Below are 14,245 nucleotides of genomic sequence, written 5' to 3'. Positions count from 1 at the left end.
GGGAACCAGGCCGCGGCAAAGCCGCGCGCTACCAGGTCGCGATCATGATCACGACCGCCACCGCCATCACGCCGGTGCACAGCCAGCCCAGCGCCGTCAGCCCCCAGGGCAGCGTGAACCGTCCCAGCACTTTCGGCGCCGATCCCATCACCATCATCGTCGCCATCAGCGGCACCGCGACCACGCCGTTGATCACCGCAGACCAGAACAGCGCCTTCACCGGATCGACGTCGACGAAGTTGATCCCCATCCCGATCAGCGTCGCCACGGTGATCGTGCCATAGAACGCGCGCGCGTCCAGCGGCAGGCGGCTCAGGCCGGTGGGCCAGTCCAGCGCTTCGCCCAGCGCATAGGCGCAGGAGCCGGCGAGCACCGGGATCGCCAGCAGCCCGATGCCGATGATGCCGGCGGCGAACAGCGCGAAGGTCAGCGGGCCGGCGATCGGCCGCAACGCCTCCGCCGCCTGGGCCGAGGTCTGGATGTCGGTTATCCCGTGCGCGTGCAGCGTCGCCGCGGCGGTGACGATGATGAACAGGCTGATCAGGTTGGAATAGCCCATGCCGACATAGGTATCGACCCGGATGCGCCCGATCTGCGCCTTGGCCTGCTCCGGCGCCTCCAGCAGCGGTTTCGCATGCGGATCGATGCGTTCGTCCTCGGCTTCCTGCGACGATTGCCAGAAGAAGCAATACGGGGTGATCGTGGTCCCCAGCACCGCGACGATGCCGACGACGTAGTCCTGCCCGAAGCTGAAGTTGGGAATGAAGGTATTGTGCGCGACCTGCCCCCAGGGCGTGTCGACCGCGAAGGCGGTGGCGACATAGGCCAGCAGGAACGTCGAGCACCATTTCAAGAGCGTGACGTACCGCTCGTAGCGGGAGAAGGTCTCCAGCGCCGCGCAGCCGACGGCGAAGGCGACGACATAGGCTTGGCGGGCGCCGGGGAAGATCAGCGCCAGCGCATCGCCCATCGCCCCCAGGTCGGCGCCGAGGTTGATGATGTTCGCCACCAGCAGCAGCGCCACCATGGCCAGCAGCACCCAGCGCGGATAATGGGTCCGGATGTTGCCGGCGATCCCGTGTCCCGTGACCCGGCCGATCCGAGCACTGATCTCCTGGATCGCGGCCATCAGGGGGAAGGTGAAGAGCATGACCCAGCACATGCCGGTCCCGAACGCCGCGCCCACCTGCGAATAGGTGGCGATCCCGCTGGGATCGTCGTCCGACGCGCCGGTGATCAGGCCGGGCCCCAGGACCGACCACAGGCCGCGGCCGGGCGGCTGCCGCGGCGCGCGATGCACGGCGATCCGCTTGGCCAGCAGGTGGCGGGACGGGAAATGGCGGCGGAGCTTGAACATGCGGACGGGCATCCAGGGGCAGTGCGCCCCGACTACCACGGCGGGCAGCGATACGGCACAACGGAATTCGAGAGCGGAGACAGACGATGAAGCCTGCCGAAACCGACGGCGCGAAACGCATCCAGGCCCTGCTGGGCGACGCCTATACGGTCGTGGAGTTCGAGGAGAGCACGCACTCCTCGGCCGAGGCCGCCGCGGCGATCGGCTGCGAGGTGGCGCAGATCGCCAAATCCATGCTGTTCCAGGCGGCGGACGGGCGCGGCGTGCTGGTGGTCGCCTCGGGCGCCAACCGGGTCGACGAGAAGAAGGTCGCGGCCCTGCTGGGGCAGAAGATCAAGCGGGCGACGCCGGATTTCGTGGCCGAGAGCGGCTTCGTGCCGGGCGGCGTCGCGCCGATCGGCCATACGGTGCCACCGGTGACGTTCCTGGACGGCGACCTGCGGGCGCACGCGGTCATCTGGGCGGCCGCCGGCTCCCCCAACGCGATCTTCCGGCTGACGCCGCAGGACCTGGTGACCCTGACGGGCGCCGCCTTCGCCGATGTCGCCAAGACGGGGGCCCAGACGGGGGCCGAGACGGGGGGCCAGACGGGGGCTCAGACGGGGGGCCAGACGGGGGGCCACACAGGAACCAAGACGGGGGCCTGAGCCCGATGACCGGAGGCGCGGTCGCCGCAGACCTGAACCGCGCGGTCGAACAGGCATGATGCGCGAGCGCCGTCATGCTTCAGGCCTCCCCGATCTCGCGGACCTCCAGCACATACGCGGCGATGTCGGGGATGTCGCAGCGGACCGCGACCTCGATCACGCGGTCGATCCGGCCCCGCTGGCGGCGCCAGGCGTCATAGGGCCGCGCCAGCAGCGGCGAGAACGTCGCCAGTCCGCGCCGCGCCGGCCGCCGCACCGTCGCGCCGGCGTTGATCGGCGACAGGTCGATCCACGGCGCATAGGCGCGCGCCAGGCGCAGCGTGTCGACGACCAGGACGGTCCGCCGGCGTCCCCGGTTCATCCGCGCCGACGCCAGCCGCCGCAGCCCGTCCTCGCTGGCCCAGAAGAAGATCCGCGCGTTCAGCATCGCGAGCCAGTCCGCCGGCAGCAGCCCATCGTCGAGGCAGCCTGCCAGGGCGGCCTCGGACAGGGGCAGGTTGTCGTTGAGCACGGCCCGTCCCACCGCCGGCGCGTTCAGCACCACCTCGGTGGGGCGGCGGCGCGTTTCGATCAGCGCCGGTTCGGGGGTGCCGAACAGCCGCAGCAGGCTGCTGGCCGAGCGCATGCCGTGGCGCTGCATGCTTGCGTAGGCGTCCGGCGCGGTGAGGTGGAACAGGCGCGGATGCAGCGCGGCGAATTCGTCCGGCGACATCCGCGGTCAGCGGCCTTGCCGGCGGACCGCCGCGCTCGGGTCGGTGCCGACCCGGTTGAATGCCTTGGGGTCGTCACCGACCCGGTCGAATGCCCTCGGGTCGTCGCCGACCCGGTTGAATGCCTTGGGGTCGTCGCCGACCCGGTCGAATATCCGGTCTTTCAAAGCGCGATTCTTGACGTAGCTGTCCGGCATGGCGAGTTCGTTCGCCATCTAGACCGTTGTCCATCCACCATCAACCGGACAGAGGCAGGCCGATGATCGATCACCCGGCGGCACCATCAGGACCGCGCTCGGACGCCGTGCGCGGCCATTACGAGGCGGAGACCGGGCCAGACCTTCCCGGCCGCATCCGCACGCTGCTGGAGGCGCTGCCGCCCGGGCCGGTCGATCCGAAGCACCTGGCCGGGCTGGACCAGTTCCACATGGGCGGCCTGCCGGCGACGCTGCGGCTGGTGGAGTTGGCGGATCCCGCGCCGGGCGCGGCGGTGCTCGATGCCGGGTCCGGCCTGGGCGGGCCGGCACGCATCCTCGCCGCCACGCGCGGGTGCCGGGTCGTCGGGGTCGACCTGTCGCCGGCCTATGTCAGCCTGGCTGCGATGCTGGCGGAGCGGACGGGATTGGCAGACGCGGTCACCTTCCAGCCCGGCGACCTTCTCGCCCTGCCGTTCCCGGATGCGCGGTTCGACCTGGTGTGGACCCAGCACGTGGCGATGAACATCGCCGACCGGGCGGGGCTTTACGGCGGTTTCCGCCGGGTGCTGAAGCCGGGCGGGCGGCTGGCGCTGCACGACGTCCTGCGCGTCGATGGGGCGGCCGACCCGGTCTATCCGGTTCCCTGGGCCGAGACGGCGGCGGACAGCACGCTGCTGACGGAGGCCGGCACGCTGGACGTGCTGCGCCGAAGCGGGTTCCGGCCGGTCCATTGGGTCGACGTGACGCAGGAGGCGCTGGCCTGGGCGGCGCAGCCCCGTCCCGCTGCCAGTGGGGGCGCTGCCAGTGGGGGAACTCCCAATGGGGGCGCCGCCAGTGGAGGCACTGGTGTGGCGGTGACGTTGGGCGCCGTGATGGGCGCGCGCTTCGGCGGCATGGCGGCGAATTTCGCGCGCAACCTGCGGGAGGGCCGGCTGCGCATCGTCATGGGGGTGTTCGAGGCCGCCTGACTGGAACGGTGCGGGTCGGGACGATGCGGCCGGATCGGTGCGTCCGGAATGGTGCAGGTGGTCGGGATCGAACCGACACCCTGTTGCCAGAGCCGGATTTGAAAGGCCCCATGGCGCCTATCCCACCGTGGCTTCCCAACCGCACGATCACAAGCCGAAGCGTGCAGCCGGCTGATGCCGATGCAGAGCGTTCACGCCAGTCGGTGCTTCCACGCCCATTACGGCGTGTCACCGATCGAGTTCCGCGCAGTGCAAGGCCATAAGCCGCCAACCTCACATTTCCGCCGCTGATAATGCTCGCGGCGGATGCCTCTCCGCCCAAAATCACGCCGCTGCCTGGGGATCGGCCGGCAATGGTTTGCGGAAGATCAACCTGTCGATTGACTGCGGGTACAGCGGACGCAACTTGACGATGAAGTCCCAGGCCATCAGCATCGCGCCGGCCGCGAAAACGACGTCGCCCGGCAGACGCATCCACTGCCAGAACAGCGTCGTATTGTAGAACGCGCTGCTTCTGGCGTAGGCCAGCCCATGCTCATAGACGGCATCGAGCTGCGGCCAGCCGATCGGGAAGAAGTTCAGCAGGATCCACAGCGCCAGCCCGCCATTGTAGAGCCAGAACGCCCATAGCCCGAGCGTCTCGGAGAATGCGGGCCGTTCGGCATGGATGTAGCGCAGGCAGAAATAGATCAGTCCGATCGCCAGCTCTCCGAACGCGCCGAACAGCGCCGTGTGCGCGTGGTTCAGCGTCAGGAAGGTGCCATGCTCGTAGTAGTTCACCAGCGGCGCGTTGAGCGTGCCGCCGCCGAAGACGCCGGCGCCGACGAAGTTCCAGAAGGCCGCGCCGATGACGTAGGTGTAGGCGAGCCTGTAGTTGAACTCCTGATGCGCCTTGATCAGGCGGTAATGGTTGATGGCCTCGATGATCAAGAGCACCAGCGGCAGCACTTCGATGAACGAGAACATGCTGCCCATCGGCACCCACATGCTGGGGCCTCCCGCCCAGTAGAGATGGTGGCCGGTGCCGATGACGCCGCCGAGAAAGATCAGGATGATTTCGAAATAGGTCGCGCGCTCGGCGAGCTTGCGCGAGACGAGTCCCACACCCATCAACAGATAGGCGCTTATCGCGGCGGCGAAGAATTCGAAGGATTGCTCGACCCAGAGATGAACCACCCACCAGCGCCAGAAGTCTGTGAGCGTGAAGGACTTCTCAATCCCGGTCAGCGGGATCATGCCGAAGACGTAGAGCACCGCGATGTTGATGGTGGAGGCCCAGATCAAGTGCTCCAGCCGGATGCGCCCGGTCCAGAACTGGCCCGCTGCTTTCCGCCATTGTGCCGTGCTCGGCCATAGCGCCCGCATCACCAGCAGGCTCCACAGCGCCAGGCCGATGAAGAAGCCGATTTGCCAGAAGCGGCCGAGCTGGATGTAGGAGAGGCCCTGATTGCCGAACCAGAACCAGTCCTTGTTGATCACCCCCATGATGCCGAGATAGTCGCCGATCAGCGCGCCGGCGACGATGAACAACGTCACCCAGAACAGCAGATCGACAAGCCAATGCTGGCCCCCGGCTTCCTGGCCGCCGGCGATTGCGGGCGCAAGGAACAGCGCCGCGCCGATCCACGAGAGGCCGATCCAGACGATCGGCGCCTGGATATGGACGTCGCGCAGGAAGTTGAAGGGGAACAGGCGGTTGATGTCGTAGCCGTAAAAGCTGGTCCGGTCATAGTAGGAATGCGCCATGATCGTGCCGGCGGCGATCTGCACCAGCAGCAGCGCGGCAACGACGAGAAAATATTTCCAGATTCGTTTCTGACTCGGCGTCAGCGGGTGGAAAATCGAAAGCACCGGGTCCATCGGCGCGTCATCGGGATCATTCAGAAAGAACTCGTAGATGAACAAGACGACGCCGAACGCGAAGAAGGTGAAACAGAAGCTGATCCAGGTCCATTTGAAGGTGTTGGTGGTCGGTGTGTTGCCTACCAGCGGCTCGTAAGGCCAATTCTCCGTCCACGACCAGGTGACGCCCGGCCGGCGCGCGACAGTGGTGAGCGCGGAGAACACCAGGAAGTCCGCCGTCTGCCGAGCGAGCTGGGGATCCAGGCTGTAGGCTGGTGTCCAGCCGTTCGCCGGATCGGCGACATTCAGCGCCTTGGCGATCTCATCGCGCACGCTGACGAGGGCGGCGGCGACGGGTTGCGGCAAGACAACGTCGGCCTTGGTGAGATCGATGCTTTGCAGGTCATGCTGCATGACGGTCGTCGCGGCCGCCTGCTGGTCGGACGAAAGGCTGGCAAAGGCTTTGCCGGTCGTGACCCGGGCGATGGTCTCGCGTGTGACGGTGCCAAGCCGCACCAGCGTCGAGGCCGTATAGTCCTCACCGTAATAGGACCCCATGCCGTAGAGGCTGCCGTAATCCATAAGGTCGGCTTTCTGGAATCCGCCCTTGCCGGCGACGATATCGGCATCGGTCATCAACACCGCCCCGTCCACGCCCGTGAACCGGTCGGGCTGCGGCGGAGCGAGCCGGTAGGTCGCGGTCGTCGCCCAGGCCAGCAGGGCAAAGGTAACGATGGCGACGGCAAGCAGCACCCATTTGAGGACGGCGCTCACCGCGTCCTGCATCGGCGGATCAATCCGTTCGACCTCCAAAGTCATCGCCTGCTCCCTCCCGTTATCTTGTCTCACCCCCCTGATCGCGCTGGCGCGGCGCGTCCGGTTTCAGAAGATCGACCATCCCTGGCTCCCGGCAACCGCACCCAAAATCGTCACGACGCTCAGCACCAGGAGCGCCCAATGGGCGCGGTGCAGCCAGACGAAGGCGGTCTGTGGCCGTTCTGCCGCCCATCGCCGGAAATGGCGATGCAGGATGAGGGGTTCGGCAATGAACAGGACGAAGGCGAACAGCAACCACAGGGAAACCATGGCGTGCATCCACCAGAAACCGGCGCTCCGAAACCAGTCCCAAAGGTCGAGCCGCCACGTCATGTCGAGGCCGGTCAGGCCGACCACGAGGACAGCCGTCCGGGCCTGCCAAACGAACCGGTGTTCGATTGCTTGGAACGAGCGCAGTGGGTCCGCGCCGAGATCGCCCCGTCTCACTGCAGGTAGCGCGACGGTTGTCACCATCGACAGCCCGCCGATCCAGATCACGACGGCAAGGACGTGCAGAGCCCTGGCGATGACAACGTCATCCATGGCTCTAGGCCGGACCAGGGTGCCATGCTTTATCGGCAAACATCAAACCAGTCATGCACCGGACCTCGTCTTCCGTAGGATGACTCTACCGCCGGGACGGATTGGCGCGTTTGCGCTGGCGCAAACCGCTCCCCTTCGTCAGCGTGAACCGGTAATGTCCTGTCCATGGCCATTGCCTCTCAAATTTCGCCGGAAGTCCTTGGCGCAATGGAGCTTTTTCAAGGTCTCCCGACATCGGCGCTGGAGGCCGTCGCTGCGGTCGCGCGCCTGCGACGTGTGCCCAAGGATCTGCGCATCTTCGCCCAGGGCGACGGTGGCGAGCGCGCCCACGCCGTGATCGAAGGTGCGGTGCGGATCGAGCAATCCGGCAGCGACGGCGCCCAGGTCATCATCCGCTTTATTCGATCCGGCGAAATGTTCGGAACCGTGGCGCTCTTCACCGACGGTCGCTATCCCGCCGATGCGATCGCCCTCGCTGAGACGCTCGAGGCAAGCTGGAGTGAGGCTGAATTGCTCGACCTGATCCACAAGCATCCGCAAATCGGCATCAACGTGATTCGCATCATCGGCAAACGCCTGCAGGAAGTGCAGGAGCGAGTGCGGGAACTGGCGACCCAGGATGCCGAGCACCGCGTCGCGCATACGGTGCTTAGGCTGGCGGGCCAGGCCGGGCACAGCACCGTTGACGGGACGGCAATCGAGTTCCCGCTCCGGCGCAAAGATGTGGCGGACATCGCCGGGACGACGCTGCACACTGCCAGCCGGATCCTCGCCGGCTGGGAGAAGGCAGGACTTCTCGCGACGAACAACCAGCGGCTGACCATCCGGTGCCCTTCGGAGATTGCGCGAATTGCGGAAGACGGCGCCGGGTGAGACGCCAGCGTCTGCACGGCGTTTGCGCCGGCGCAAACATCCCCGCCCGGTCGTGCCCTATCGTGGGCGCATGCTGCCGCAATATCGGAGCCCGATGCCTGAGTGGATGCGCCGAACTCCAGCCGGAGAACCACGTACCGGTGACAGGAACGCGCCGTGACGTTGGCGGCGCCCGGTTCGGAGCAACGGCCTCCGGCTGCTCTGTGGTCGCTCGCGTTCCGGCCCTTCTTCCTGGCGGCGGGGATCTGGGCAGCCTTGGCGCTCGCGCTGTGGATCGGCCTGCTTCTGTACGGGGGGACTTTGCCAAGCCGCTTCGATCCGCTGACGTGGCACATCCATGCGATGCTGTTCGGGTTCGGGTTCGCCGCCATCGCCGGCTTCCTGCTGACCGCCATTCCGAACTGGACCGGCCGCGCCCCGATCGCGGGCGGCCCGCTGTTGGCGCTCGCGGCGCTGTGGCTCGCCGGCCGGATCGTCGGGCTCGTCTCGGCGCTCATGCCCCTCTGGCTCGCCGCGGCAGTCGATCTGGCATTTCCGTGCGCGCTCTGCGGAGTAGCCGCGCGCGAAATCATCGCTGCGCGCAATTGGCGCAACCTGGCGATGCCAATCCCAGTCGCCGTGCTCGGGATCGCCGACCTGCTCACCTACTTGGAACTGGCAGGGTTCAACGTAGCGCCGGGCCTCGGATGGCGGCTCGCGATCGTCGCCGTCATCGCCCTGATATCCGCGATCGGGGGGCGGATCATCCCGGCCTTTACCCGCAACTGGCTCGTCAAGCGCGGAGCGACGAAGCTACCGCCCGCTTCCGGGACGATCGACCGTATTGCGCTGGCGTTCCTTCATGCCGGCCTTCTCGGCTGGGCGTTCTTTCCCGCGGCCGATCTCGTCGGCGTCCTTCTGGTCACCGCCGCACTGCTCAATCTGTGGCGGCTGGCGCGTTGGCGCGGATTCGCGACCGTTTCCGAGCCGCTGCTGGCGATCCTCCATGTCGGTTACGCCTGGCTGGTGATCGGCGCGGCGATGCTGGGCGTCGGTGTCCTGACCGGCGCCGTGCCGGAGAGCGCTTCGATCCACGCCTTCACCGCCGGCGCGATCGGCGCCATGGTGCTCGCCGTCATGACGCGGGTCGCGCGCGGACACACAGGACGTCCGCTCGAAGCGGACCACGTCACTGTTGTCATCTATCTGCTGATCACGGCGGCCGGCGCGACCCGCGTACTCGCGGCCTGGCAGAGCGACCCGGCGGGCCTGCTCGCAGCCTCCGCGGCTCTATGGGTGGCGAGCTTCGGCCTGTTCGCGGCTTCCTACGGGCCGGTGCTGCTCAAGCCTCGTATCGATGTCGGCTGACGGCTTCGTGTGCGGCATTTGTATGGGGATTTCCGTGTCAAGCTCCCAAACGCCAACGGGATCGTCAGCGCTTTTCGGCGAGTAGAAATCGGCTGACCATCGTGGATGGCGACGCCTGAGAGCACTCGGAATGCGGTGGTGGTCTCGTGATCGACCTGACAAGTGGTGCGGGTGGCCGGGGTCGAACCGGCACTCTGTTGCCAGAACCGGATTTTGAGTCCGGCGCGTCTACCAATTCCACCACACCCGCACGGCCGCCGGGGGCTGGCGCTCTCCAGGTCCATCCGCTGGAGTCACCCCGTGGGCGGAGCGGGGTTATACAACATCGATCGCCGACGACAACGCCGACGTGAGGGAAACGGCATCAAGCGCGGCGCGGGGCTTGCCGTGGGTCCGTCCCGCGGCATTTGCCGGTCGGCGTTTATCGGTTGACCGCGTTTCCGCGGACCACTAGATAGGCGCCCTCGCGGCCTGGGGTCGCGGCTTGGCTGTTCGGGCGTAGCTCAGCGGTAGAGCAATCGGCTGTTAACCGATTGGTCGTAGGTTCGAATCCTACCGCCCGAGCCACGCTTTTCCGACACCAGGGGGCGATATTGCGCTCTGGCGAGCGGGTTTTCCTCCACCACCTCCGTTTCGATTGGCTGGGCCGGTCAGCGCGGGATCGGCCAGGGCCGATCGAAACCAAGGGTGATTCCAGCGCGGTGGAGCTTGCCCCGATCTGTGAGGCCCCGATCTGTGAAGTTCTACGCCGCCTTGGCGATCTGAACCTCGACATGGAGGCCGGCGGCGGACAGCATATTGACCAGGGTATCGATGCTGAACAGGTCGATCTTGCCGCGCTTGAGGTCGGATATGCGGGGCTCACCCCCAGCAGCTTCGCCGCCTGGGCCTGCGTCAGCCCTTCGTGCTTGATATGCTCGGTCAGCGCGATCATCAGGCTCGAACGGAGCTTCATGTTCTCCGCCTCGGCCGGCGATTCGGAGATAGCGTCCCAGATGCTGGCAAATCTCTCTTTGCTCATGATTTCAATTCTCTGATCCGTATCCCGCTCGCGACAGCAACCTTTCGGCGCACAGCTTGCAGAGGCAAACCGGGAAATGCCCCGGGCCGCGAAGTCGCGGATGCGACCCACCCTTCTCGCGAACCAAGGTGATGGCCCTGGGCAGGGCCCGTCGTGCGACGTCGGGGGCCTTCGTCGTTCGGGGGCGCCTCAGCCGGGCGTATCCAGGCCACCGCCGTCAACGAACAGCCGCAGCCAGTCAGCCGCCCGGCCGCTATCCTCCGGCTGCAGCAAGGACAGCAATGCGGGACCGGCGAGCGGGCCAAAAACGTGACGGCGCGCCAGTATCAGCGCAGCGGAGAACGCAGGGCTGAACTCCGGGTGCCCCTGCACCGACACTGTGTTGTCGTCGTAGCCGATCGAGGCGAACGGCGTGACCGCGCTGGCGGCGAGCACCCGCGCGCCGGGCGGAAGCGTTACGACCTGGTCCTGGTGGAAGGCCGGGATCGCGAAGGCCAGCGGCTCCCGCATGCCGGGCGGCGGCTCGACGATTTCGTAACGGTGCATGCCGACGCACCAGCCCTTTGGCGACCTCGCGACGTCGCCGCCGAACGCCTTGGCCATGGCCTGGTGGCCGAAGCAGATGCCGACAAGCTTCGCCTTCCCCCGGACGTTGCGTATGCAGTCGAGGAGCGGCGGGATCCAAGGCAGGTCGTCATTCACCCCCGCCTCGGATCCGGTGATCACATAAGCCGAACACGCCGTCGGCTCAGCCGGAAGCTCACCCGCCTGCACGTCATAGCTGCGGTACTCGCGATCGCGGCCGAGCATGGTGCGGATCATGTCGCCGTAAGTGCCCCATTCCGCGCGCAATGCGAGGGGAGGGCGACCTGTCTCGAGAATGCCAATCGTCATGGCCACAGCATGTCACGGCTTGAGCCGGACGGACAGCCGCCGGATCGGGGCCGTTTCCAGGTGTCCGCCATGCCCAAATTCATGGGTCCGCTCACGGCGCGCTCCACCCCGGCAACCTGGCCGGGCTTTTCCCGTCCAGGCTCGCCCACGAAACCGCCGGCAGCCGCTTGGCGGCCTTGCGTAACCGGGCGGGCGCCAGTTGGGCCGTGCGGGCGGGCCATGCGGGCGGGCCGGGCGGGCCGGGCGCTCCCGCGGTTCCTCAACGCTCTGAAGGCTGTGCGGAGGCGGGCGGCTTTTCGGTGGTGGCTCCCGCAGGCCTTTGAACGGCAGGCTTCGACGGCGCCGGCTTGTCGCCGTGACCCGACTTGCAGGACGTCCGGGTATGGCTGGTCGGCCGGCCGCCGAAGGCGCACGGGATATCGTCCTGGAAGAAATGCGGGATGTCCGACGTGAAGGTCCGCCGCATATCGTCGAAGAAATCGGCCCGAGCGGGTCGAACGGCGGCTGCCGCGACGAGCATGGCGGCCGCCAGGACGATGACCTGGATTGGTCTGGGCGCGATCAACGTGCTTCCCCATGGTTCGCGGACTGATCCGGCGACATAAAGGGATTTGCGCGTGCGCCCAATACAAATCGTACCGGGGACAAATCCTGGCCAGGCCGCGCCCGTCCGGCCGACGAGCCACCCCGCCATGCCGCCGGCCGCCGTTCCCGCCCCCCTCCCTCTCCCCCGATTGCACCCTGACCACCCTCCGCCTATCCTACCGGCCAGTAGGAGGACCGACGCCCATGGATCTACGCTTCACCCCGGAAGAACGCGCCTTCCGCGAGGAAGTCCGCACCTTCATCCGCGAGAACCTGCCCGCGGACACACGCGACCGCATGAAGCTGGGCCACCCGCCGCGCAAGGAGGACACGGTCCGCTGGCAGCGCATCCTCAACGCCAAGGGCTGGGCGGCGTATTCCTGGCCCAAGGAATGGGGCGGCCCCGGCTGGTCGGCCATCCAGCGCATGATCTTCCTGGAAGAGAACCTCAGCGCCCCCGCCCCCGAACTGCTCTCCTTCAACATCACCATGCTCGGTCCGGTGCTGATCCAGTTCGGGTCGGAGGCGCAGAAGAAGCACTTCCTGCCGCGCGCGGCGAACCTGGACGACTGGTGGTGCCAGGGCTTCTCGGAACCGGGCGCCGGCTCCGACCTCGCCTCGCTGAAGACGGCGGCGAAGCGCGACGGCGATCATTACGTGGTGAACGGGCAGAAGATCTGGACCTCCACCGCGCACAACGCCGACTGGTGCTTCCTGCTGGTGCGCACCGACCCGAACGCGCGCAAGCGGCAGGAAGGCATCTCCTTCCTGCTGGTCGACATGAAGACGCCGGGGATCACGGTGCGCCCGATCATTTCGATCGACGGCAGCCACCATCTGAACGAGGTGTTCTTCGACGACGTGCGCGTGCCGGTCGAGAACCGCATCTACCAGGAGAACAAGGGCTGGGACGTCGCCAAGTACCTGCTGGGCAACGAACGCACCGGCATCGCGCGCATGGGCAAGTCGCGGGAGCGGGTGCGCGCCGCGCTGACCATGGCCGGCCAGGTGAACATGAACGGCCGCCCGCTGATCGAGGACCAGGCCTTCCGCCAGCGCGTGGCGCAGATCCAGGTGGACATGAAGGCGCTGGAGATCACCCAGTACCGGGTCATCTCCGCCTATGACAAGGCGAAGGGATCGGGCAAGCCCGACCCGCTGTCCTCGGTGCTGAAGGTCAAGGGCACCGAGTTGCTGCAGGCGACGACGGAATTGACGGTGGACGTGTCGGGACCGATGGCGACCCCGATCTGGGCGCAGGAACTCGCGGCGCTGAACGAGCCGGACGACATGCTGGAAGCCAGCAGCGCCGGCACCGGCAGCTACCTGATGCTGCGCGCGGCCTCGATCTACGGCGGCACGAACGAGATTCAGAAGAACATCCTGACCAAGGCCGTGCTGGGGCTGTAGGGGACGCCCCCTCTCCGCGTCACGGCCGGGCCTGGCCCCCGGCCACGATGTCGGTGAGGCGGAACGGACCTCTCCGCGTCACGGCCGGGCCAGGCCCGACTGTCCACGGCTTGCGGAGAGGAAGGCGCCCATGCCGCGGATGACCGGCCCAGGCCCGGTCACGATACGGAAGGCGCCGGGAAAACGCGGTTGGACTTGCAACGAATACGGCCCCGGAACCCGGCGCCGGTTGGGGAGAGGAAGAATGGATTTCGAACCGTCCGAAGACCAGCGCCTTCTGGTCGAAAGCGTCAGCCGCATGCTGTCGGACACCTATGGCTTCGCCCAGCGCAAGGGCTATATGGCGCTGCCCGAAGGCTATGCCCCCGCCGTCTGGTCGCAGTTCGCCGAACAGGGCCTGCTGGGCCTGCCGTTCGCCGAGGAATACGGCGGCTTCGGCGGATCGGCCCAGGAGATCATGCTGGTGATGCAGGAATTCGGCCGCGTGCTGGTCCTGGAACCCTTCCTGTCCACCGTCGTCCTGGCCGGCGCCGCGCTGAACGAAGCGGGGTCGGCGGCACAGAAATCCGCGCTGCTGCCGGCGATCGCCGAGGGCAGCCTGAAACTCGGCTTCGCCCATGGCGAGCGCCAGGCCCGCTACGACCTGACCGACGTCGCCACCAGCGCCAAGCGCGCCAACGGCGGCTGGGTGCTGGACGGCGCCAAGACCGTCGTGTCGCATGGCGAGGCCGCCGACAAGCTGGTCGTCAGCGCCCGCACCGGCGGCGACCGCCATGACGAGGACGGCCTGACCCTGTTCCTGGTGGACGCCAAGGCCGCCGGCGTCGCCCGCCGCGGCTACCTGTCGCGCGACGATACCAGGGCGGCGGACGTCTCGCTGTCCAACGTGCACGTCGCCGACGCCGACGTGCTGGGCGAGGTCGGCAACGCCCTGCCCACGATCCGCCACGTCGTCGAGGCCGGCATCGCCGCCACCGCCGCCGAAACGGTCGGCGCGATGGAAGCGATGAACGCCATGACGCTGGAATACAGCAA

Annotated in this window: 12 protein-coding genes and 2 tRNA genes; 7 read left to right on the top strand and 7 right to left on the bottom strand. The window is 67.3% G+C overall.

The features are described 5' to 3' along the window. Nucleotides 1–28: 28 nt before the first annotated feature. Nucleotides 29–1,357, bottom strand: a complete 1,329-nt coding sequence (locus VHB27_RS11265) for an NRAMP family divalent metal transporter (RefSeq protein ID WP_325600344.1) — start codon at nt 1,355–1,357, stop codon at nt 29–31. Between the two features lie 86 nt (nt 1,358–1,443). On the opposite strand from VHB27_RS11265, the gene VHB27_RS11260 reads away from it, so the two are divergent. Beyond that, the gene (locus tag VHB27_RS11260; protein WP_325600342.1) at nt 1,444–2,004 is read left to right on the top strand and encodes a YbaK/EbsC family protein; all 561 of its coding nucleotides are present in this window, start codon (nt 1,444–1,446) and stop codon (nt 2,002–2,004) included. Nucleotides 2,005–2,083: 79 nt separating this feature from the next. Here VHB27_RS11260 and VHB27_RS11255 read toward each other — a convergent pair whose 3' ends face one another. Both VHB27_RS11255 and VHB27_RS11250 read right to left on the bottom strand, forming a co-directional pair. Then, the gene (locus tag VHB27_RS11255) at nt 2,084–2,716 is read right to left on the bottom strand and encodes a DUF7002 family protein (protein WP_325600340.1); all 633 of its coding nucleotides are present in this window, start codon (nt 2,714–2,716) and stop codon (nt 2,084–2,086) included. Between the two features lie 6 nt (nt 2,717–2,722). After that, nucleotides 2,723–2,929 (bottom strand): hypothetical protein, encoded by a 207-nt coding sequence (locus VHB27_RS11250; protein WP_325600338.1) that lies wholly within the window; start codon nt 2,927–2,929, stop codon nt 2,723–2,725. Between the two features lie 44 nt (nt 2,930–2,973). Between VHB27_RS11250 and VHB27_RS11245 the strand changes: the two genes are divergently transcribed. Further along, the gene (locus VHB27_RS11245) at nt 2,974–3,879 is read left to right on the top strand and encodes a class I SAM-dependent methyltransferase (RefSeq protein WP_325600336.1); all 906 of its coding nucleotides are present in this window, start codon (nt 2,974–2,976) and stop codon (nt 3,877–3,879) included. 324 nt (nt 3,880–4,203) lie between these two features. Here the strand turns inward: VHB27_RS11245 and VHB27_RS11240 are convergent, their stop codons facing one another. Both VHB27_RS11240 and VHB27_RS11235 read right to left on the bottom strand, forming a co-directional pair. Then, complete coding sequence (locus VHB27_RS11240; RefSeq protein WP_325600334.1) at nt 4,204–6,540, bottom strand: nitric-oxide reductase large subunit; 2,337 nt, start codon at nt 6,538–6,540, stop codon at nt 4,204–4,206. Nucleotides 6,541–6,603: 63 nt separating this feature from the next. Further along, nucleotides 6,604–7,080, bottom strand: a complete 477-nt coding sequence (locus VHB27_RS11235) for a hypothetical protein (RefSeq protein WP_325600332.1) — start codon at nt 7,078–7,080, stop codon at nt 6,604–6,606. A 165-nt stretch (nt 7,081–7,245) separates the two neighbouring features. Here VHB27_RS11235 and VHB27_RS11230 point away from each other — a divergent pair, with 165 nt between their 5' ends. Further along, entirely contained in the window at nt 7,246–7,953 is a 708-nt protein-coding gene (locus tag VHB27_RS11230; RefSeq protein WP_325600330.1) for a Crp/Fnr family transcriptional regulator, read from the top strand. A gap of 156 nt (nt 7,954–8,109) precedes the next feature. Beyond that, nucleotides 8,110–9,300 carry an NnrS family protein gene (locus tag VHB27_RS11225; protein ID WP_325600328.1) on the top strand — a complete coding sequence of 397 codons (1,191 nt, stop codon included), beginning with the start codon at nt 8,110–8,112 and terminating at the stop codon, nt 9,298–9,300. A gap of 163 nt (nt 9,301–9,463) precedes the next feature. On the opposite strand, the gene VHB27_RS11220 is transcribed toward VHB27_RS11225, so the two are convergent. Further along, nucleotides 9,464–9,550, bottom strand: a tRNA-Leu gene (locus VHB27_RS11220). Nucleotides 9,551–9,792: 242 nt separating this feature from the next. Here VHB27_RS11220 and VHB27_RS11215 point away from each other — a divergent pair. After that, nucleotides 9,793–9,867, top strand: a tRNA-Asn gene (locus tag VHB27_RS11215). 643 nt (nt 9,868–10,510) lie between these two features. Here VHB27_RS11215 and VHB27_RS11205 read toward each other — a convergent pair. Next, nucleotides 10,511–11,143, bottom strand: a complete 633-nt coding sequence (locus VHB27_RS11205) for a type 1 glutamine amidotransferase (protein ID WP_325600326.1) — start codon at nt 11,141–11,143, stop codon at nt 10,511–10,513. 861 nt (nt 11,144–12,004) lie between these two features. Between VHB27_RS11205 and VHB27_RS11200 the strand changes: the two genes are divergently transcribed. Next, nucleotides 12,005–13,210, top strand: a complete 1,206-nt coding sequence (locus VHB27_RS11200) for an acyl-CoA dehydrogenase family protein (protein ID WP_325600324.1) — start codon at nt 12,005–12,007, stop codon at nt 13,208–13,210. Between the two features lie 244 nt (nt 13,211–13,454). Beyond that, nucleotides 13,455–14,245: acyl-CoA dehydrogenase family protein (locus VHB27_RS11195; protein WP_325600322.1), on the top strand; the 791-nt coding region annotated here is incomplete at its 3' end.

The sequence above is a fragment of the Rhodopila sp. genome, assembly GCF_035548235.1.
GTDB lineage: Bacteria > Pseudomonadota > Alphaproteobacteria > Acetobacterales > Acetobacteraceae > Rhodopila.
The sequence above is the reverse complement of the archived record's forward strand: the minus strand, read 5'-3'. Positions and strand labels throughout refer to the sequence as shown.

Bases quoted from the DNA above. Each gene is read 5' to 3' on its own strand.
- VHB27_RS11240 (WP_325600334.1), bottom strand. From the start codon at position 6,540: ATGACTTTGGAGGTCGAACGGATTGATCCGCCGATGCAGGACGCGGTG.
- VHB27_RS11255 (WP_325600340.1), bottom strand. From the start codon at position 2,716: ATGTCGCCGGACGAATTCGCCGCGCTGCATCCGCGCCTGTTCCACCTC.
- VHB27_RS11230 (WP_325600330.1), top strand. From the start codon at position 7,246: ATGGCCATTGCCTCTCAAATTTCGCCGGAAGTCCTTGGCGCAATGGAG.
- VHB27_RS11260 (WP_325600342.1), top strand. From the start codon at position 1,444: ATGAAGCCTGCCGAAACCGACGGCGCGAAACGCATCCAGGCCCTGCTG.
- VHB27_RS11250 (WP_325600338.1), bottom strand. From the start codon at position 2,929: ATGGCGAACGAACTCGCCATGCCGGACAGCTACGTCAAGAATCGCGCT.
- VHB27_RS11200 (WP_325600324.1), top strand. From the start codon at position 12,005: ATGGATCTACGCTTCACCCCGGAAGAACGCGCCTTCCGCGAGGAAGTC.
- VHB27_RS11205 (WP_325600326.1), bottom strand. From the start codon at position 11,143: ATGATCCGCACCATGCTCGGCCGCGATCGCGAGTACCGCAGCTATGAC.
- VHB27_RS11245 (WP_325600336.1), top strand. From the start codon at position 2,974: ATGATCGATCACCCGGCGGCACCATCAGGACCGCGCTCGGACGCCGTG.
- VHB27_RS11265 (WP_325600344.1), bottom strand. From the start codon at position 1,357: ATGTTCAAGCTCCGCCGCCATTTCCCGTCCCGCCACCTGCTGGCCAAG.
- VHB27_RS11235 (WP_325600332.1), bottom strand. From the start codon at position 7,080: ATGGATGACGTTGTCATCGCCAGGGCTCTGCACGTCCTTGCCGTCGTG.